Origin of the sequence: Paenibacillus sp. GbtcB18, from assembly GCF_019091125.1 — a bacterium.
Lineage (GTDB): Bacteria > Bacillota > Bacilli > Paenibacillales > NBRC-103111 > Paenibacillus_F > Paenibacillus_F chitinolyticus.
The window spans coordinates 276731-296716 of sequence record NZ_JAGXJX010000007.1; the positions used below are offsets into that span (position 1 = coordinate 276731).

General features: G+C 53.1%; 16 protein-coding genes. 7 read left to right on the forward strand and 9 right to left on the reverse strand.

Annotated elements, in window-relative coordinates; genetic code table 11:
• The first annotated feature begins 182 nt into the window (after positions 1-182).
• The 4 genes from KVT34_RS20935 to KVT34_RS20950 all read left to right on the forward strand — a co-directional run bounded on the left by KVT34_RS20935 (position 183) and on the right by KVT34_RS20950 (position 4098).
• Positions 183-1427 carry an ArnT family glycosyltransferase gene (locus tag KVT34_RS20935; RefSeq protein WP_217560780.1) on the forward strand — a complete coding sequence of 415 codons (1245 nt, stop codon included), beginning with the start codon at positions 183-185 and terminating at the stop codon, positions 1425-1427.
• Positions 1408-2139 (forward strand): glycosyltransferase family 2 protein, encoded by a 732-nt coding sequence (locus KVT34_RS20940; protein ID WP_217560782.1) that lies wholly within the window; start codon positions 1408-1410, stop codon positions 2137-2139. The genes KVT34_RS20935 and KVT34_RS20940 overlap by 20 nt, the downstream gene beginning before the upstream one ends.
• Positions 2136-2525 carry a DUF2304 domain-containing protein gene (locus tag KVT34_RS20945; RefSeq protein WP_217560783.1) on the forward strand — a complete coding sequence of 130 codons (390 nt, stop codon included), beginning with the start codon at positions 2136-2138 and terminating at the stop codon, positions 2523-2525. The genes KVT34_RS20940 and KVT34_RS20945 overlap by 4 nt, the downstream gene beginning before the upstream one ends.
• 88 nt (positions 2526-2613) lie before the next feature.
• Positions 2614-4098: a glycoside hydrolase family 26 protein gene (locus tag KVT34_RS20950; RefSeq protein WP_217560784.1), complete on the forward strand. Its 1485-nt coding sequence runs from the start codon at positions 2614-2616 to the stop codon at positions 4096-4098.
• Between the two features lie 195 nt (positions 4099-4293).
• On the opposite strand, the gene KVT34_RS20955 is transcribed toward KVT34_RS20950, so the two are convergent.
• Positions 4294-4878, reverse strand: a complete 585-nt coding sequence (locus KVT34_RS20955) for a hypothetical protein (protein WP_217560785.1) — start codon at positions 4876-4878, stop codon at positions 4294-4296.
• Between the two features lie 208 nt (positions 4879-5086).
• Here KVT34_RS20955 and KVT34_RS20960 point away from each other — a divergent pair, with 208 nt between their 5' ends.
• Positions 5087-6388: a hemolysin family protein gene (locus KVT34_RS20960; protein ID WP_217560786.1), complete on the forward strand. Its 1302-nt coding sequence runs from the start codon at positions 5087-5089 to the stop codon at positions 6386-6388.
• 246 nt (positions 6389-6634) lie between these two features.
• Here the strand turns inward: KVT34_RS20960 and KVT34_RS20965 are convergent, their stop codons facing one another.
• The 5 genes from KVT34_RS20965 to KVT34_RS20985 form a co-directional block, all read right to left on the reverse strand.
• A complete protein-coding gene (locus tag KVT34_RS20965) occupies positions 6635-8518 on the reverse strand; it encodes an ABC transporter ATP-binding protein (RefSeq protein WP_217560787.1) in 1884 nt (627 codons plus the stop codon).
• Positions 8508-10184, reverse strand: coding sequence for an ABC transporter ATP-binding protein (locus tag KVT34_RS20970; RefSeq protein ID WP_483311449.1), 1677 nt, complete (start codon positions 10182-10184; stop codon positions 8508-8510). Before KVT34_RS20970 ends, KVT34_RS20965 begins: the two co-directional genes overlap by 11 nt.
• Positions 10185-10274: 90 nt before the next feature.
• On the reverse strand, positions 10275-10721 hold the full coding sequence (locus KVT34_RS20975) for a MarR family winged helix-turn-helix transcriptional regulator (RefSeq protein WP_217560788.1): 447 nt from the start codon (positions 10719-10721) through the stop codon (positions 10275-10277).
• Positions 10722-10873: 152 nt separating this feature from the next.
• Positions 10874-13018, reverse strand: a complete 2145-nt coding sequence (locus tag KVT34_RS20980; protein WP_217560789.1) for a YhgE/Pip domain-containing protein — start codon at positions 13016-13018, stop codon at positions 10874-10876.
• Positions 13019-13294: 276 nt separating this feature from the next.
• Positions 13295-14650 (reverse strand): dicarboxylate/amino acid:cation symporter, encoded by a 1356-nt coding sequence (locus KVT34_RS20985; RefSeq protein WP_217560791.1) that lies wholly within the window; start codon positions 14648-14650, stop codon positions 13295-13297.
• A gap of 401 nt (positions 14651-15051) precedes the next feature.
• Here KVT34_RS20985 and KVT34_RS20990 point away from each other — a divergent pair, with 401 nt between their 5' ends.
• A complete protein-coding gene (locus tag KVT34_RS20990; RefSeq protein WP_217560792.1) occupies positions 15052-15990 on the forward strand; it encodes a DUF4846 domain-containing protein in 939 nt (312 codons plus the stop codon).
• Between the two features lie 132 nt (positions 15991-16122).
• A complete protein-coding gene (locus KVT34_RS20995) occupies positions 16123-17166 on the forward strand; it encodes an EAL domain-containing protein (protein WP_217560793.1) in 1044 nt (347 codons plus the stop codon).
• A 38-nt stretch (positions 17167-17204) separates the two neighbouring features.
• Here KVT34_RS20995 and KVT34_RS21000 read toward each other — a convergent pair whose 3' ends face one another.
• The 3 genes from KVT34_RS21000 to KVT34_RS21010 form a co-directional block, all read right to left on the reverse strand.
• On the reverse strand, positions 17205-18521 hold the full coding sequence (locus KVT34_RS21000) for a deoxyguanosinetriphosphate triphosphohydrolase family protein (RefSeq protein ID WP_217560794.1): 1317 nt from the start codon (positions 18519-18521) through the stop codon (positions 17205-17207).
• Positions 18522-18714: 193 nt separating this feature from the next.
• On the reverse strand, positions 18715-19071 hold the full coding sequence (locus KVT34_RS21005) for a group I truncated hemoglobin (RefSeq protein ID WP_217560795.1): 357 nt from the start codon (positions 19069-19071) through the stop codon (positions 18715-18717).
• Between the two features lie 192 nt (positions 19072-19263).
• Positions 19264-19893, reverse strand: coding sequence for a DUF3298 and DUF4163 domain-containing protein (locus tag KVT34_RS21010; protein ID WP_217560796.1), 630 nt, complete (start codon positions 19891-19893; stop codon positions 19264-19266).
• Positions 19894-19986 lie beyond the last annotated feature (93 nt).

Below are 19986 nucleotides of genomic sequence, written 5' to 3' on the forward strand. Positions count from 1 at the left end.
CATATAGAAGACAAAGGCCGTTACTGACGGGCTTTTTTTTTGCGCTTCTTTAGGGGGTCGAATGGGCGGGGAAAGCTCTTAAATTTTATTAAGAATAGTTTAAGCGGTTCGCAAGTGGCTCCTTATCGGTTGTTAATTTCGCTCTTGTATACTGCAAGAATGAATCGGAGGGTGATGAAGAAATGCGGCGAAAAATAGTGGCCGGAGTGGCGCTGCTTGTTATTTTGATCGTGGGGGGGTGGCTGCGGGTCGATTTTCTGCGGTCCGTCGAGCATGGAATGTCCCCCGATGCGGTCAATTACGATACGATGACGAGACAATTGCTGGAGGACGGGATTTATGCGTATGGCGATACCAAGCCGAATGCGAAAATAGCGCCGGGCTACCCGCTTTTTTTGGCGGCGGTTTACAAGCTTGTCGATTACCAAGTTCATGACCCGCTGCCTTGGGTCCGTTACGTACAGATGCTATTCAGTTTGGCTTCGCTTTGGCTTATTTTCCGAATGACGAAAGAGCTGTCGAATGACATCGCGGGACTACTGGCCGCATTCATCGCAGCGGTATATCCGCCTCTCGTTTGGGCGAACGGAGCGGTGTTGACGGAAGTGCTCGGCATTTTCTTTATGCTTGCCTTCATATATGCGCAAATACGGATGTTCCGGGCGCCGTCTAGGCGACTTGCCTTCGTTACTGGGCTGCTGCTGGGACTGACCGTTCTCGTCCGGCCGGAATTTATGCCATTGCTTCTTGCGAACTATTTGTTCTACTGGTTGTGGAAGCGGGATACGAAACGTTTGTTAAAGCTATTTGCCTGTTCGGCGGCAGGGCTTGCGCTTGTCCTTATGCCGTGGTGGGTCCGTAATGTCGTCACGCTTAATGAGCTGGTCGTTACCGCGACTCAAGCCAACCCGTTCAAGGCGGGCACATATCCGGATAAAAATTATGACGACAACCTAGTCGATCCGAGCGGCAAAACGGAGATGGAGGTAGCTGTCGAACGATTGAAGAAGGGCTTCTCGACGCAACCCGAAGTCTATATCAAGTGGTATACGATCGGTAAGCTAGAGCACATATATGGCAGTGCGTATTTGGGCGGTGGCCATCATCCCTACGATAATATACTGCCGAGCGCGGTTAATCCCAATGACTTTCACCGCTGGTTGGTCTTCTTCGGATTGGCAGCTGCGCTGGCACTAGCCTGCCGCAGGAAGCAGACGGCGACTCTGCTCGTCGTCATCGTTGTCACGATGACGCTGATCCGGCTGGCTTTCGTGCCGGAATACCGCTACAACGTGATGTCAATGCCGCTCATCATAATCGTCGATTGTATTGTCGTCATCAACGTTGTGTGTTGGAGCTATGACAAATGGCGCAGGCGCTTTACAGGAAAAACAAGGGGGGATAACGATGCAGCATTCCCAGTCTGACAATAATATGCTGATTATCGTGCCGGCTTACAACGAAGCCGGACAAATCGTACAAGTCATCAATAATATCCGGACACACGTCCCGCATGCGGACATCGTCGTAGTCAACGACGGCTCCAAGGACGATACGCTGGAGCGGGCTCGGCAAACCGGCGTCGCCGTGTTGAATTTGCCGTATAACCTTGGTATCGGAGGGGCTGTACAAACGGGATACCGTTATGCGCTAAGCGGCGGCTATAATATGGCCGTGCAAATTGACGGGGACGGCCAGCACGATCCGGCAGAGTTGTACAAGCTGATGCAAGCTTTATCGAAAAGCGGAGCGGATATGGCCGTAGGCTCCCGCTTTCTCGATAAGCAGGGTTACCAGTCCACGCGGACGAGACTGATCGGTATTCGTTTCCTCTCCATACTCGTTTCGCGGCTTACCGGCCGTAAGGCAACCGATACAACATCAGGTTTCCGCCTTTGCGGCCGCCGGGCGATCGCATTGTTCGCAGATCATTATCCGACAGATTATCCCGAGGTGGAGGCAATCATTCTGCTGCACAAGCACGGGCTCCGCTTCGTTGAATGCCCGGTCAGCATGCGTCCCCGGTTGTGTGGGCAATCGAGCATAACGGCGCTGAAATCGGTGTACTACATGATCAAGGTCACGCTAGCCATTTTGCTGCTGCAATCCCGCGGGTCGAGAGCGGAGGGACCGGCATGACCGCATCGATATTTTATATTTGTTTTGCGCTGAGTCTGGCTTTTTCTCTTGTCATTCTCGGTCTGATTCGTAAAAAGAGGCTGAGAGAGCAATATTCGCTTCTGTGGCTTGGATTAAGCGGCTTGATGATGCTCGTCTCTCTGTTTCCGAAGGGCTTGGACCGGATTGCCGGAATATTGCAGGTGTCTTACGCGCCTTCTCTTCTTTATGTGCTGGCTATTTTGGCCATCATGTCCATCTTACTGCATGTTACGCTGGTCGTTTCGGCATTAACGGATCGGACAATTACGCTTGCGCAAACCTTGTCGCTGTACGAAGAACAGCTGCGTCAATTGAAGGGGCAGAGCGAAGGGCACAAGGAGGCAGAGCCGCCAGACGTATTCTGATTAGTCATTCTATAATCAAACACTATTTTTCGAGGTGCCGAGTCGAAAAGAAGGACTGGAATTCGTTTCTGGGAGCGGTGAAACAATTATGAAGTTTAAAAAAACGATCGTTATTTTAAAAGTTCTTTTTGTTATGTGGATCGGTTTCCTTATTATTCGGTTTGTTACCGTACCCGATCATATGGCTGTTTATACCCATTCGCCTTACGGATTTGAAATAAAATACCCGAAGCAGATGAAAATCGATCGTGCTTTGGCTGCCGTCAGGACACGCTTTTTCGATGAGAACACCCAGATCGATGTGTATTACGATAACTTCAACGATACCGTTTCTAATGCGGAAACGTATATAGGGTATGGCAACCGGTTTATCGAGAATACCAAGGATCATCGTGTTACAAAAAATGAAACAAAGACGATTTCCGGTTTATCCGTCCATTTGCTGAAATGGGACCGCGATAAGCTGAAGCATGTGGAAAACGATAAGCCTTACTATGCCAGTGCGGAAATTGTCAAAAACGACAAGGAAGTCTACACCATTCTCATCAAATCTTCGCAACCAATCGATAATGACATGGATATCGTAGAATCATTCCGCCTCATTCAACCTAAGGGATTGCTGGAAATCGGCAAAGTGACAAAAAAAGAGGCATTAAAAACGAATAAGGAGACTGCAGAAGCTTATCGTCAATTGTTTACGGGTGACAAGTTGAAATGGGGTATTTTTGAGCCGACTGCTCCGGCAACAATGGACAAGCTTCATTCGCTGGAGCAGAAGCTGGATTATACGTTCAGTTTGTTGACCCTATACAAATCGCTGTCTACCGGGTTTCCGGCAGACGCTATGCAGAATGCGCGAGATGATAATCGCCTGGTAGAGTTGACGCTTCAAACGTTGGAATACGGCCAAGATAATCGCAGCGTGATGTACGACATTTTGAACGGCAAGTATGACGATTACTTTACGAAATACGCACAGGATATCAAAGCGTTCGGCCATCCACTGCTGTTCCGGTTGAATAATGAAATGAACGGGGACTGGGTTCCTTATTCCGCTTACCATAATTCCAAGGACCCTGAAATTTATACTGCAGTTTGGAGATACCTGCACGACATCTTCGAGAAAAACAGCGTGGACAATGTGCTGTGGATATGGAACCCCAACAACTTGTCAAAGCCAGGCTTCCAGTGGAATCATCCCTTGCTTTATTATCCGGGAGATGCCTACGTAGACGTTGTCGGTCTTACCGCTTACAATACGGGCACGTTCTACGAGGGGGAACAGTGGAGCACTTTCAACGAATTATATGCGCCTTTATACGACCAATACAGCCAGTGGTTCGACCAGCCGCTGATGATTACCGAATTTGCTTCAAGCTCGGTCGGCGGTGATAAAGCGGACTGGGTGAAACGGATGTTCGAGGAAATAGGGAAGTACCCCAAGATAAAAGCAGCGATTTGGTGGAGCCATATGGATTTCGATCAAGATAAGCAGCCGGCCCGCAAATATAAACTGGATGAAACGCCGGAGCTGATTGATATCTTCAGCAAGCATTTGCAGGGGTATAAATGACGCGGGACTAGGTGCGAAATCGCTGGTTACTGTAAAAATGGATGCAGCGGCGGATCTCAACGTTTATGGGCCGCAAAGAGCGAGGAGAAGGCGCTTCTTACAGCGCCGACTCGGCTTCGAGCAGCCTGCATTAAATATATAGAAATAGTAAAGAACCTCCGAATTCGCTTTATTCAAGCGGTTTGGAGGTTCTTTTTATAGATTTAAGATACGTACGACCAGCGCGTAGTCAATGATTGATCCGTCATCGTTGTACATGTACACCGTATAGACCCCGTGTACCGGCAGGTCCGGACTGCTTTTTTGATAAGCAAACGAATGGGACTCTCCGGGTTGAAGAATCGTCTTCTCTACCTGTTTTTGTCCGTTTGGATAGTTGACGCGATAAAACAGGCGTTGGGTGCCTTTGTTCTCCAGATAAAACTGAAAACCGTCCCCGGCATTAAAATTGAAGGCCGTCATACCGTCACCGCCAATAGACCCGCTTGCGTCCGCAAGTGTTCCGGACTTGCCCTTTTCCTCTTGAGTCGGAGGCTTCGCCGGAATGGAAGACACCGGGGTGACGGATGGAAGCTCCAGGGGCGTTGAGACGGGGGCAGTCGTACCTGCCGTACCTGATGAAGGCGTAACGGTTGCAGACGTTTTGCCCGTCCCGGACGAGGGCGTTACGGCCGTAGAAACCGGAGTTCCCGCGGTTTCAATTTTCTCTCCCGCGCCCACACTATTGCAGCCCGCGAGCAGAAGGAGCGTAGAAGTGAGCATAAGAACTTGTTTTTTCATCTTTAAACCAATCCTTTATTCGAAATAACGTTCTATTTTGAAGTCATTCCTATTCATCCTATAACTTTCCAGAAGGTCTTGTCCAGTTTCCGGTCTTCAATATATTGGCGCAAAAAAAGTTGTTTTTTTAGAACCGAGAAATGAAACCATAAGGCTAGAGTCCACGTAAGGAATGGTTATCTTTAGTTTAAGGGAGTAGATTACCGAAATGGAAAGTGACAGTTATCTGTTAAACCTTTTTATGATTGCCTTATTGATTGGACTCTCCGCGTTTTTCGTGGCAGTGGAATTCGCCGTCGTACGGCTCCGGGGCAGCCGGGTGGATCAATTGATCGCCGAAGGCAAAAGCAACGCGAGGGCCGTGAAGCAGGTGCTTGCCAATCTGGACGGATACTTGTCCGCGTGTCAGCTCGGCATTACCATTACGTCTCTGGGTTTAGGCTGGTTGGGTGAACCGACGGTCGAGAAAATTTTGCATCCCGTTTTCGAATCCTTACACTTGCACGAATCGTTAACCGGACTGCTTTCGTTTCTTATCGCATTCATTATTATCACCTTCCTTCACGTCGTAATCGGCGAATTGGCTCCGAAAACGATCGCTATCCGCAAAACAGAGGCTGTGGCGTTGCTTACCGCACGTCCGATCATCTGGTTTAACAAAGTCATGTATCCTTTTATCTGGGTGCTGAACGGTTCCGCCAACCAGCTTGTCAAGCTATTCGGCATTAAGCCGGCAACGGAACATGAAGAAGCGCACTCGGAAGAAGAGCTTCAGATTATTATTAACGAAAGTTTTGAAAGCGGTAAAATTAACCAGGCCGAGTACGGCTATGTCAGCCGGATCTTTGCTTTTGACAATATGCTCGCCAAAGATATTATGGTGCCCCGCACCGATATGATCTGTCTGTACGCGAATAAGAGCCGGGAAGAGAACCTGGCGATTATCAAAGAACAGCAGTATACCCGTTTTCCCGTGGTCGAAGAGAGCAAGGATAACGTGATCGGGATTGTGAACACGAAGAAATTCTTCCTGGCTTATGAGGATGACGAGGAGCTTGACGTCACCACGCTGATTCAGCCGGTCATGGCGGTTTCCGAGGTCATTCCCGTCAATGCGCTCCTGAAAAGGATGCAGAAGGAAGGCACGCATATCGCGATTCTTATCGATGAGTACGGCGGCACTTCGGGTATGGTTACCATCGAGGACATTCTGGAAGAAATCGTCGGTGAAATCCGTGACGAATTCGATATGAAGGAAGAGCCGGAGATTCTGGTCAAAGGCGAAGGGCACCTCGTATTGGACGGTAAAGTGTCCGTTCCTATCGTAAACGACCGACTGCTGGTGGAGCTTGAAACCGAAAGATGGGATACCATCGGCGGATGGCTGTACGGTCATCGCGACGATCTCTCCGAAGGAGAATCCCTAACCTTTGACAACGTGAAATTTACGGTGCTGGAGCGGGAGAAGAACCGGTACCTGAAGCTCGAAGTGATGCGTATAGACGATTAACGGCACGTCAGACCGTGACCGATAAATGACTGAAAGCATCCGGGTGCCGATTAAGGACTTGCGTAAAGAGTTCGATTGCTGCACGAAAGTATAGACCGGCCTCTACGGCCGCATCATTCCGGTACTCCCCGAGGGGACGAGGATGATCGCGGCTGTGGGGGCTTTTTTTGTTGACTTGGCTCTATGAAAAAACCTCCGGCCCCACTTTCATAAGTGAGGCCGGAGGTTTCTTGTCGTGCCCTGCACTTACACCGTGTCACGGAACTGGCTGCTGTACAGCTCGTAATAGAACCCTCCGGCGGCCAAAAGCTCTTCGTGCGTACCGCGTTCTAGAATTTTTCCTCCGTTAAGGACGAGGATAAGATCGGCGTCGCGTATCGTACTGAGACGGTGCGCAATGACGAAGCTGGTCCGCCCTTTCATCAGCAGGCTCATCGCCTCCTGGATATGCATCTCCGTCCGGGTATCGACGTTGCTGGTAGCTTCGTCCAGAACGAGGACGGCCGGATCGGCGAGAATGGCGCGGGCAATCGTGATCAACTGCCGCTGGCCGTGGCTGAGATTGCCGCCTTCGGAAGACATCAGCGTGCCGTAGCCTTGAGGAAGCTTACGGATGAAGCCGTCGGCGTTCGCCAGTCTGGCCGCAGCCTCCACTTCCTCGTCGGTGGCGTCCAGCCGCCCGTACCGGATGTTCTCGCGGAGCGTGTCCGAGAACAGATAGGCGTCCTGGAGAACGATGCCGAGCTGGCCGCGGAGGCTGTCCTTGTCGAGCTCCCGGATATCGGTTCCGTCGATCCGGATCTCCCCTTCGTCAATCTCATAGAACCGGGTGAGGAGGTTGACGATGGTCGTTTTGCCGGCTCCGGTCGGTCCGACAAGAGCGATGGTATCCCCCGGCTTCGCGGTAAAGGAGATATCCGAAAGAATCGGGGAACCCGGCTTGTAAGAGAAGGAGACATCTTCGAAAACAACTTCACCGGTCACATTCCAAGGACGGCCGTCAGCGGAGCTGCCCTTTGCCTGTTGCGGGGCGTCCGGGTACTCCGTCTTTGCATCGAGCACTTCAAATACCCGCTCGGCGCCGGCAATCCCGGACTGGATCAGATTGTACTGATTCGCCAGATCGTTGATCGGGCGCGTGAACTGCTTGGAATAATTCAAGAAGCTGACAATGACCCCGAGAGTCGTCCAGCCGCTGATTACGAGCCATCCGCCGATTGCGGCGATAAGAGCGAAGCTGAAGTTGTTGACCACGTTGTTGAAGGGGCCTACCATGCCCGAATAGATCTGCGCCTTCGTTCCGGCTTCCCGCAGCTCGGCGTTGATCTCTTTGAAACGGGCGGCTGTCTGGCGTTCCCGGCGCAGCACTTGAACCACTTTCTGGCCCGATATCGTTTCCTGGATAAATCCGTTCAGCTCGCCCAGGCTTTTCTGCTGGCCCTTGAAATGAGTGCGGGTCCGGCGGGAGATCTGCCCGGTTAAATAAATGGTCACCGGCACGGAAAGAAGCGTGACCAGCGTGAGCCAGATGTTCATGGACAGCATAAGCACAAGCGAGCCTACAATCGTAATCACGCTGGTCATGAGCTGAATGACACTTTGATTTAACGTGTTCGAAACGTTCTCGATATCGTTGGTCGTGCGGCTCATCAGCTCTCCGTGCGTCCGGCTGTCGAAGAAATTCAGCGGCAGCTTCTGCAGATGAGCGAAGATGTCATGGCGCAGGTTCTGCACCGTGCGCTGAGAGACGGCGGCCATAACGTACGTCTGAAACCAGGTCATTAAGGAGCTGAACAGATAAATGCCGAGCAGAAGAAGGCAGACTTTCAGAAGGCCGCCGTAATCCCGCGGCATAATGTAGTCATCGACGGCCCGTCCGAGCAGATAAGGGGCGATCAGCCCGGCGCCGGCACTGAGCACGGTCAGCAGGACGACCGCGGCCAGTCCCTTGCGCTGGCGTCCGAGATACCGGCTCAGTCTGCCGAGCGTGGCGCCCGTGTTCTTGGCGCGTACTTTCTGCGTCATGCGCGGGCCCCCGGGAACCGGACCCCGGCCGGCAGGACCGCCTACGCCTAGGCCCATCGGGGGCTCCGGCGCGGAGGAACCGTTGTCTTGAGGTTTATGCGCCATGGATGACTTCCTCCCTTCCCTGTTGGGATTTGTAAATATCCCGGTAAACGGGACTGGCGGCCAGCAGCTCGGCGTGTGTGCCCCTAGCGGCGATCCGGCCGTCTTCCAGCACGAGAATCTGATCGGCGTGGACGACCGACGAGATGCGCTGTGCGATAAGCAGGCACGTGCTGCTCGCCATCCGCTCTTTCAACGCCTGCTGGATGCGGGCTTCGGTCGCCAGGTCCACCGCGCTCGTGGAATCGTCGAGGATGAGGACCGCCGGCCGGACCAGCAGGGCGCGGGCGATCGAGATGCGCTGCTTCTGGCCCCCGGAGAGATTGACGCCTCTCTGGCCGAGCAGGGTGTCGTAGCCTTCCGGCAGACCGGCGATAAACGCATGAATCTCGGCCGCGCGGGCTGCCGCTTCGATTTCCTCCTGCGTGGCGTCCGGCCTGCCGTAGGAAATGTTCTCGCGGATGGTGCCGCTGAACAGGATGGCCTGCTGGAGGACCATTCCTACGCGGCTGCGCAGATGCGCCAGAGCGATGTCCTTCACGTCCGTTCCGTCAATAAGGACACGTCCGGCCGCGGGATCGTACAACCGCGGAATGAGATGGACGAGGGAAGTCTTGCCGGAACCCGTCGCTCCCAGAATGGCCAGCGTTTGACCGGGTTCGACCGTGAAGCTGATGTCCCTAAGGGCCAGGTCCCGGCCGTCTTCGTCGTAAGCGAAAGAGACGCGGTCGAAGACGACACGACCCGCCCGGATGGCATCGGCGGAAGCGCCCGGCTTGTCCGCGATCTCCGGCTCTGCTTCGAGAACTTCATTAATGCGCCCGGCGGAAGCTCTCGCTCTTGTAACAAACATCATCATCATGCCTACGGTAAGCAGGGAAGTGAGAACCTGGGTTACATAGTTAAGAAAAGCGATCAGGTCTCCCACGGGAAAAGAAAGATTCCAAGTCTGGGCGCCGCCATACCAGAGTACGGCTACCAAACTGACGTTCATGATGAACGTCATGATAGGGGCGTTCAAAGCGATCGTCCGCGCCGCCTTCAGGGCGATATCCGTGAAATCCCGGTTTGCTTCGCCGAAGCGTTTGCGCTCGAAATCGGAACGTACGAAAGCTTTCACCACACGGATTCCGCTCAGGTTTTCCTGAAGGACCGTATTCACCCGGTCGAGCTTCTCCTGAACCTTCAAGAAGAGGGGCTGGGACACGCGGATGAGCAAGTACAGCACGAGAAAAAGAACGGGAATGGCCGCAGCCAGAATTAAAGCAAGCCGCGGATTCAGCATAAACGACATAATGACGCCGCCTATGGCGAGAAAAGGCGCTCTGACGAGGACACGCAAGGTCATTTGAACGAGGGTCTGGACCTGCACGATGTCTCCGGTCAGCCGCGTAATGAGCGACCCCGATTTGAACTTGTCCAGATTCCGGAAAGAGAATGTCTGGGTTTTCCGGAAAAGATCGTCCCGCAGATCGGCGCCGAAATTTTGCGAAGCGATGCTGGAGTATACGGTGCATCCGGCCCCGCCGATCAGTCCGATCAGCGCCACGCCGAGCATAAGCAGCCCCGTGTTTCTTATCGTGGCGAGATCCCCGGCCGCTACGCCTTGATTTACGATGTCGGCCATCAGCTTGGGCTGAAGCAGGTCCATATATACTTCAAGAAGCATCAGAAGCGGAGCGAGAACGGCCGCTTTCCAGTAAGGTTTTAAATATCGGCTCAAAGCTAACAGAGCGGTCACCTCCTTTTAATTTGCTGGCTAATCGGTTTGTTCCTCGATATCTTTCAAGTTTTCATACATTTGGAGCAAAAGACGGCGGAAAAGAAGCTTCTCTTCCGTCAGAAACCCCTTCAGGCACGTTTCCTCGATTTCGCGGAGGGCTTGTTTCACGGCGGTCGTTGCCTGATGCCCTTTATCGGTCAGATACACACGTGATACCCGCTGGTCCTTGCTGTCGGCTCCGCGCCGGAGAAGTCCGGTTTTCTCCATCCGGGTAATCATGACGGTAAGCGTGGCGGGCTTTACGCGCATTTGAGCGGCAAGTTCGTGCTGGCTTTGGCCGTCTCTCTCGGACAAGCGGATGAGCAGAGGCGGCTGCCCCGGGTAAACCTCGTAATTCTGCAGCAGCTCGTGCAGGTGACGGCGATGAAGCTTGAATACCCGAGACAAGATCTGCAGGACGGAATCCGATTGGTAAATATCCATGATGGCTTCTGTTCCTTCCTTTATTAGTTAGTCGACTAATGATTAGTGTACGGCTATTTGCAGAAAGGGTCAATGGACAGAATCCTTGGAAATCAACTGTCCCCATTCTAAATTTCACAGAAAAAAGACCTGCCCGAAGGCAGGTCCCGCTTCTAATGAATAAGCTTGCTTTCTTTGGCGCGGCTTATGAATTTGGCGCTGGATTTGTTGATGACTTTTTTAAGCGCCAATCCGATCACCAGGGTAATCCCGATGTAAACCGCCATCATGATCAAGTCTTCCATGATAATGTCCCACAGGATGCCGCCGACGGCTTCCCGCATCATGCTGATCCCGTACGTGAACGGCAGATACGGATGGATCGCCTGGAAGAACGGAGGGGTCACCTGAATCGGGAACGTACCTCCGGAACCTGCCAGCTGCAGCACGAGAAGCACGATGGCCATCGCTTTGCCGACATTGCCGAATACGGAGACGAGCGTGTACACAATGAGCATAAAGACCGCGCTGAGCACCATTCCGAACAGGACAAACCACAGTTTGTCGACGACATAGGTTTTCAGGATGAACATGTCGCCCAGCGTGACCATCAGCGACTGCATAACGGCCAGCGTGCCGAACGTCAAATAGCGGCCGAAAAACACCTGGTAGCTCTTATAGCCCGGCTCATGCACTTCTACCGTCAGCAGCGAGACGAGAAGCAGAGCGCCTACCCACAGGGAAAGCGTCGTGAAGAAAGGCGACATGGCCGAACCGTAATTCGGAATCGGGAACAGCTTGTTTTCTTTGAGCTGTACCGGCTCCGAGAAGAACTCGCTTTCCTTCTCGAAGTTGTTTTTCAGAAGGTCGATCAGTTCCGTCAGGTTGCCTTCCTTCTCGAAGGCGCGGATTTTATCGGCCAGATCCTTAATTCTCGTCTCTACCTCTGGCAAACGGGCCTGGATCTCTTTGAGCTCCTTGTCCCCGACGGCAAGACCCTTCGCCGCATCCCCGAGAATTTTCTGCAGATCGGGGATGCTTTTGACCGCTTCGCTCAGTACGGTGTGAGCGTTCTGGGCCGTCTTCTTCGCCTTGGCGATCCCTTGGAGAATCTGAGGCTGAATTTCGCTGTCGTACCGGCCCAGAATGTCGCCGATGAAGCCGGCCGTTTCCTTCGAGAGGCGGTTCAGGTTATCGACCAGCTCCTGGGCGGGTTTCTCGCCTTTGTCGATCGCGTCCCTGATCTTGCCGACCGTGGTCAGCTGCTGCTGGAATCGATCCTTCACGGATTTCAACCGGTCGATCACAAACGGCATCACTTTGCCGCCCGTGTACTTGTTCAACTGTTCGAACAAGCCGATCATCCGGTCCGTCACATCAACCGCAACCGTGAGACGCTGCGAGACCCGGTCGATCGCGGCCTTGGCGACGGCGGGGTCGAAGTTGGCGTCCTTCAGGATGCCGGTCAGCTCCTGCGTGGCCGTCGCCGTCTGCTGAAGCAGCAGGAGGTCCTGCTTGATGTTCGGACCGAGCGCTTCGACGGCCTCCGAGCCTTTGCCGAGGAAGTCGCCCAGCTTGTTGGTGAATGCCTCTCCGTCTTTGGCAAGCTGGGTAACGATCGGCAGGTTATCCTGCGCTTTTTTTACAATGTCATTCGACTTATGCACATCGTCCAGTGCGACGCCGACAGCCTGATTAAGCTCGGGGAATACCGTTTCCAGCTTGAAAACGAGCGTTTTCACTTTCTCGATCGTCGGCAGTTCGTTTTCGAGCTCGACACCGATCTCATTGAAGATCTGAAAAATCGTTCCGTTTGCCACTTTGATAAAGTTGCGGCTGACCTCGTCAATGACGCCCGTGGCCCCTTTGGACGTGATTTTCGGCGAGACGGCGTTGATTTTCTCGTTCACGTAGTAGAGAATGTCCGCTTTTTGCGGATCATCGGTCAGCACGGTAGCGATTTTGGCTGAAAAATCGGCGGGAATAATAATACTGGCGTAATACTCCCCGTGGTTGACGCCTTTCATCGCTTCTTTCTCGTCGACGAAGGTCCAGCCGATCTTTTCGTTCTTTTTGAGCGAGGCCACGATTTCGTTCCCCAGATTCAGCTGTTTGCCGCGCAGCGTGGCTCCCTCGTCGTTATTGGCGACCGCGATGGCAATGCCCCCGGTCTGACCGTAGGGATCCCAGGAAGCTTCGATATTAAACCACGCGTAAAGCGAGGGCAGAAATACAAGTCCCAAAATGATGACGGCGGCCACCCAATTGGTCGCGATGTTTCGGATGTCACGGGCGTAAATGGACCCAATTTTTCTCATAAGCGTATCTGTGTCTCCTGTCTCCATACAGAGTTGATGTTAGTATTGCTTAGCTGCCTCCCAGACATACCCATTATCGGCCTGAGGCCCTCTCTTTTGTATATTTAAACAGGGAATCACGATGTTAACAACACCGTACCGGTTTTGCAGTCAGCGAAAAAGAACACAGGGGGAAAAGAACCGGGTAGGGGCGGTCCTCCGTCCTCTCTCGATTTCATGCGATAGGGCCAAATAAAAAAAGAGCAGACCGGAGTCTGCCCTTTATTAACGTCCCGCTTAAGCCGGGTTCAATTCCAACTCATCCTCTTCGTCGCGGTCAAAAGACGCGCGGTCGAATTCGCCTTCGGAGTTGGCCACGATCAGCGTGGACACCGTAGTACCCGTCGCGTTGATAGCCGTACGGCCCATGTCGACGATCGCGTCGATCGCGAGAGTCAGGCCGAGACCTTCAAGCGGCAGACCGAGAGCGGTCAGGACGACCGTAGTCGAGATAGCGGCCGGTCCGGGCACGCCGGCAACGCCGACGGAGGAGATCATGCTGACGAGCACGATCAGAATGTAATCGGACACGCTCAGCGGAATGTGATAGACGCCTGCGACGAAGATCGCAACGACAGCGGGCCATACGCCGCCGCAGCCGTTCATGTTGATCGTTGCGCCGAGCGGAGCCACGAAGCTGGCGATACGCGGAGATACGCGCAGTTTTTTCGTCAGGACTTCCAGGTTAACCGGGAGTGTCGCGTAGCTGCTGCGGGTCGTGAAAGCAACGGCGATCGTCGGGTAAGCCTTGCGGAAGAACTTGAACGGGTTGACCTTGGCTACGAACGTAACCAGACCGCCGAACGTAATGATGAAGTGAAGCAGAAGCGCCGTGTACGTGGCCAGAATAAGCATGATCAGCGGCTTCAGGGTATCCACGCCGTACTTGGCGGCCATAGCCGCGATCAGCGCATATACGCCGTATGGAGTCAGGCGGATGACGTACTTGATCACCTGGTGAAGCACTTGAGCCAGCGAAGCGATCAGTTCCTTCACGGGCTTGACGGCTTCAGGTTTCTTGGAGCCGATATGAACGATGGCGACAGCCACGAAGATCGCGAAGATCAGAACCGGAACGACTTTGCCGGTCGCCATTTCATTGAAAGGATTCGACGGAACGAGATCCAGGATAACCTGGGAGAACGTCGGGATTTCTTTCGGTTTGAAATCTTTAAGCGTGCCTTGCGGAATGCCGGAGCCCGGATTGAACACGAGCGCGACGAGCAGTCCGATCAAGGCTGCGATACCGGTGGTCGTCAGGAACAGCGCGATCGTTTTCAGTCCGATTTTGCGGAGCTGCCCAAGGTTGGAAAGACCGGCGATGCTGTTGATGACGAGCACGACTACGAGCGGAATGACCATCATTTTGATGAGATTGACGTAGATCGTACCGATCGTGCTGACGCTTTTCGCGTCGAGTTTGTAGGTGTTGAAGATGAACCCTACGATAAGACCGATACCAAGACCGATCAGGACGCGGTAGCCGAAGCTGACGCGTTTTTTGGCCAAGAAATAAAGAAAGCCGATAATAACGAGAGAAACAACCAGGGAAATCCAGTTGGTCTCGAAAGCTTTGATCAAGTTGTTATTCATGAAGCCTGTTCCCCCTTAATGCTCATAAGTTTAGTCGGGATTAATGATATGTATCGTACTACCGGAGCTTCAAAACGTCAAGCGTCAATTTTCAAGTTATTTTTCAAATCTTATGTAAAGGTTCAGCGGAATAGAAGAGAACACAGAGCGGCGGGAGGAGGAAAATATTTTGCGGGAGAGCTTCGGGCAGAGGTTGAGGTATCCCGTAAAGAAGCGGACCGGTGACGTGTGAGCAGGATACAAAGGACGGCTTAAGTCGTCCCGGCGTCAAAGTGGAGAGTCAAATCCGGTATGCCTGAGCAATCTCTTTCAACTTATTGTGAATACCCTAGATTTCATTTTTTGTAAATAAATTCTAGAATGCATTATAATGTAGAAAAAGTTCAAAGGAGACCGCGAACATGTCCTTCTTATATAGCGATAAATGGAAGCAAAGTACGCTGATGAGCCTGCTGGTTCTGTCCTTGGGGCTGTCCGCGTGCGAGTCGGCCGGTTCCTCCGAGCCGACTGCCAAGCAGGCGGGGAAAGAGGCTGGGAGCGAGAAATCCGCAGCCGGACGGACTGCCGCAAAGAACGCCGCCATTGTGACGCCGGAAGGCGTTACTTTACAGGAGCGGTTCAAAGCGCCGAAGGGATTCGAACGCACGCCGGCCGAGCCGGGAAGCTTTGCGGCGTTTTTACGCGGACTGAAGCTGAAGCCGGACGGCTCGGTCGTTCATCTTTTCGACGGGCGCGAGAAAAACAAGCCCGGTGTCTACGAGGCTGTGGTCGATATCCTGATCGGCAGCCGCGATCTTCATCAGTGCGCCGATGCGGTCATGCTGCTGCGGGCCCAATACTTATTCGACCGGAAGCAGTACGGGGAGATTCATTTTAACTTTGTGAACGGGTTTAAAGCCGACTATTCAAAATGGATGAACGGATATCGAATTAAGATGAATGGAAATGAGGCATCGTGGGTAAAAAACGGTGGGCCCGATAACAGCCAGGAGGGTTTCCGCAAATTTATGGATGTGGTTTTCGCCTATGCGGGAACGTTATCGTTGGAAAAAGAGCTGATACCGGTCAAAAAAAGCGAAGTGAAGCCGGGAGATGTGTTCATTATCGGAGGGTCTCCGGGACATGCGGTCATTGTCGTGGATACAGCGGTGAATAAGTCGACGGGGGAGACCTTATTTATGCTGGCGCAAAGCTACACGCCCGCCCAGGAGACGCAAATTTTGGTCAATCCCGCAAACCCCGCACAAAGCCCGTGGTACACGCTTAAAGAAGGAGGCGGTCTGAAAACGCCGGAGTGGGAATTCGGCGAAAATAGTTTAAGGAGATTTCAGGGGAATTAGGAAGTAAAAACCGTTTTCAAGCCCCGATTCCCCGTTAAAATGAAATTTTATCCTTAAAGGTTGTAAATTAGAACCTTTATTAAGTAAGATAGACGTAAATCCATCCATTATGTGACATAGGGAGCGCTTTTCATGCAAAACTTTTGTTCGAAATGCTTCGTTGGGGAGCGCGGCTACACGGTCTACTTTGGCGGGAGCGAAACTTCCGCGTTTCTGGATGCCTATTTGCCGGAATACCCGGCGGATCAGTGGGATAAAATCGATTCACGGCTGTACTGGATGCACGAATCTCTGTTCAACGCCATGCTCGATTATGTGACCGCGCATCTGGAATATGCCAATATCCGGGCCGTGCGGGCGGACAAGCATGATCCCTTGCAGTGGCTGGACAAGCTCAAGCCCGTTCAATTTTTCAAGGAAGAACGAGATGCCAATTGGATTGACGAAGTCATTACGAACCGCTCTATCCGGACGTTTTACCAGCCGATCGTTTCTTTTGACGGCGTGGAAAGCTCCATTATCGGGTACGAGCTGCTGTCGCGGGGAACCGGGCGGGACGGCGGTCTGATTCCGCCGGTTCAGCTGTTTCAGGCCGCTAAAGCGAGAGACCGCCTGTTCGCGCTGGACCGCACATGCCGCTTGGAAGCTGTCCGGAACGCCGGGGGTCTGGATGACGGACTGATTTTCATCAACTTCCTCCCGACGTCCATCTATAATCCCGTTCATTGTCTTCAATCGACGGTTGAGATGGTGGAGAGAACGGGCGTAAACCCCGAATCGATTATTTTCGAAGTGGTGGAGAGCGAAGAAATCAACAATATGGACCACCTGAGAAGCATCTTGGCTTTTTACAAAAAACATGGCTTCCGCTATGCACTGGATGATGTCGGAACGGGTTTTAACAGCTTGCAGGTCCTTTCCGAGCTGGAGCCCGACGTCGTGAAACTGGCACTTGAATTTTGCCGGGGCGTCAGCAAGGATAAAGGAAAACAGCGCGTGGCACGCGCTGTGGCAAGAATGACCCAGGAGCTCAATTCCCGAGCGCTCGCGGAAGGAATCGAAGACCGCGACGATCTGGAATGTCTCCGGGATCTCGGTTATGAATGGTTTCAGGGCTACTACTTCGGCAAGCCGGAGCCGCAGCCGCTTAGAGTTCTGCCGTCTTGGACCGCATAAATATACAGGCTTTCTTCTAAAAAAACGGGCATCCCGCCTTAGTCCATCTCGTAGATCGAGCCGGACTTGCTCGCGTAAAGCTCGGCGGCGACTTTCTCCGCGTACGCGTCGGTCATGCCGGAGATATAATCGGCGACCAGCCGGGGCCAAGACCATACGGAGCGATGCCGCTCGTAGTTCTCGATCCAGTCGGGCGGAATAATGAGCTGGCCGTGGTCCGGTACTTTAAAGCTGTCCCACAGCCGGCGGATGATGATTTCGCTGCGCTTTTGAAGCCGCTGGACGCGGAAGTCCTTGACGAGCGTGACCCAGGCGAGCTTCTTGATAATCTCCATCGTGCGGAGAAGATCAAGGTCCTGGCGGCCTTCGCGCACGAACGTGACGCGCTTCCAGCCTTTATCCGGGTCGTCGATGATGCCGACTTTGCCGGCGAAAGAGCTGACCCAGCGGGCTTTCATCTCTCTGCGCGTGCGCGAGGCTTCCCGGTCGCACTGGGCGTAGATGAGCTCCCACTGCTCGAGGTAAGAGGCAAGCACCTGCTTCACCATTGCGGTGATGTCCACCTGCTCCCAGCCGACCTCGAGGTTGCCCTGATCGTTCACGATTTCCTGAACGAGGTGTCCGATCAGCCGGTCGTCTTCGAAGAAGGAGCGGTTCATCTGGATTTTGCCGGCGCGGATGCCGTCCTCGATGTCGTGCGTGGAGTACGCAATGTCATCGCATAAATCCATGAGCTGGGCTTCCAGCGTCGGACAGCCTTCCGGCATGTTCCACATGTCCCGGAGCTGCCGGATGCCCTCCCACTCCATCCCGTACACGCCTTTGAGCCGTCCCGGCTCTTCCAGGCTGTATGGGTATTTGTTGATGGCAAGAAGCACGGCGGCCGTCAAATCCAGGCCGCTGTCACTGCCGGCGCGCTTCTCCAGAAACGTCAGAATCCTGAAATTCTGCGCGTTTCCTTCGTAGGAAAGGCCGTGCTCTTCCCCGAGAAGATGATTGAGCACTTCCTCGCCTTTGTGGCCGAACGGAGGATGTCCCAAATCGTGCGCGAGCGATGCGCATTCCACGACGGCCGGGTCAATCATCAAGCCGGGATGCTCCCCGCCGATGCAAAACGCGTATTGTTTTCTCATACGCCGGGCAACCTCGCGGGCAATCTGCGAAACCTCTATGGAATGGGTAAGCCGCGTCCGGTAATAATCCCCCGTCCCCGCACCGAATACCTGCGATTTACCCTGCAGCCGGCGGAACACCGGAGACTGAATAAGACGGGCGTAATCGCGTTCGTATTCGTCCCTTTCCTCGCTGAATGTACCCAGTGCGGGTTCATCCAAACGGTACTTGCGCATATCCATCCGTTTCCCCCCTTCTGCCTTCTCTATATGTGAGTAATCCTAACACGTGAAGACGTTTTGCAAATTGTAGCACATCCGGCCTCTGCGGGAAAAGAGGACAAAGATTCAGGGAACTTTCGTCCAGACCGCAGCAGGCGGGGAAAAGGGAGTTATCGACGGGAGTTCCGGGGAAGATGCCCGGCTCGTATCCGTTTTATTTATAGAGGATATCTCCCTTCAGGGCTCCCACTTTCTCCGTGATTTGACGGATATCGTCCTCCGTAACTCCGAAGTGCCGCAAAGAGGCCTGCAGATGATTGACAATGCTGTCGAAATGCTCCGGTTGCAGATTAAGTCCCGTATGGGCCGCAGCCATCGATTTGCCCGTGTAAGGGGCACCGCCGAGCGCATAGCTGATGAAAGCCGTCTGATGACGCAGTTGTTTCGCCATATCCGTATCCCGGAAGAAATGATTGACCGATTCATCCGCCATGATACGTTTGTAAAACTCCTCTACGACTTTTCCGATTGCTTCTTTTCCGCCCAGTTTTTCGTATAAGCTGGTTTCCATTGTTTATCTGCCTCCTAAGTATGGGGGTCCTGCTCTTTATATTACCCTTCCGAACGCTAAAATCTCAAAAAATTCCTGACCGTCGTACACGCCGGACGATCCGCGATTTTTTCTAAGTGCAATCCGGAACGCAAAAAAGCAGCGCTCTATTTGAGAGGCTGCCGCTTCGTCCGATAACCGGCGGGAGGCTTGTCAGCTGACGTCTACCGCAAGGATGTCCAGGGGACCTCCTTCTGCCGCAATGGGAAGCAGATCGTATACCGAGATCGGAAACATGGGAAATCCGACGTAATAAGGAGTGATTTCAAGAAGATCGAAATACAGCACCAACGCTTTGTCCGCCAGATAGAAGTTTTGATCGGGCCAGACGGATTTGAACGGAGGGTTCAGCAGGGGCAGTTTCCGCCGTTGAAGCTGTACCTTTACGTGCTGCGAAAGCAGTTCCACGTAGCCGCTTCCGGGTTTGAAAAGCTGTGAAAGGGTGAAAAAATTTCCGGAATTCACATCGCATGTAAGAGATTCCGCAACGGTAAACCCGTGGGCCATGGGGGCTGAATAGGCATAGTTGGTAGCAATCAGGCTGAGCAGTCCTCTCTCGTTCGTCTTCACCTCATAATGCCCCGCCATCTCCCGGAGAGTGCCGGTCTGGTATTTCTTCTGTTCGTCAATGAGCAAAGCCGTAAGGCCGGAGAATGCCGCGTTTAGCTTTTTCTGAACCGCAGGGCTCCGGAGGCCCGAAAGTTTCGGCGTATAAATCGTCACCCCCGGATATGTGACGGTTTCGGTTTCCACCTGCACGGGAAGTTGAAATAAGGAGGCCATGCTCTTCTTCCTTTCCGGATGTCTTCTCCTGCTTAACCTATTGCGGGAAAAAGGTTTTTAGACGTCCGGTCCGGCAAACCGGCTCCAAAGTCC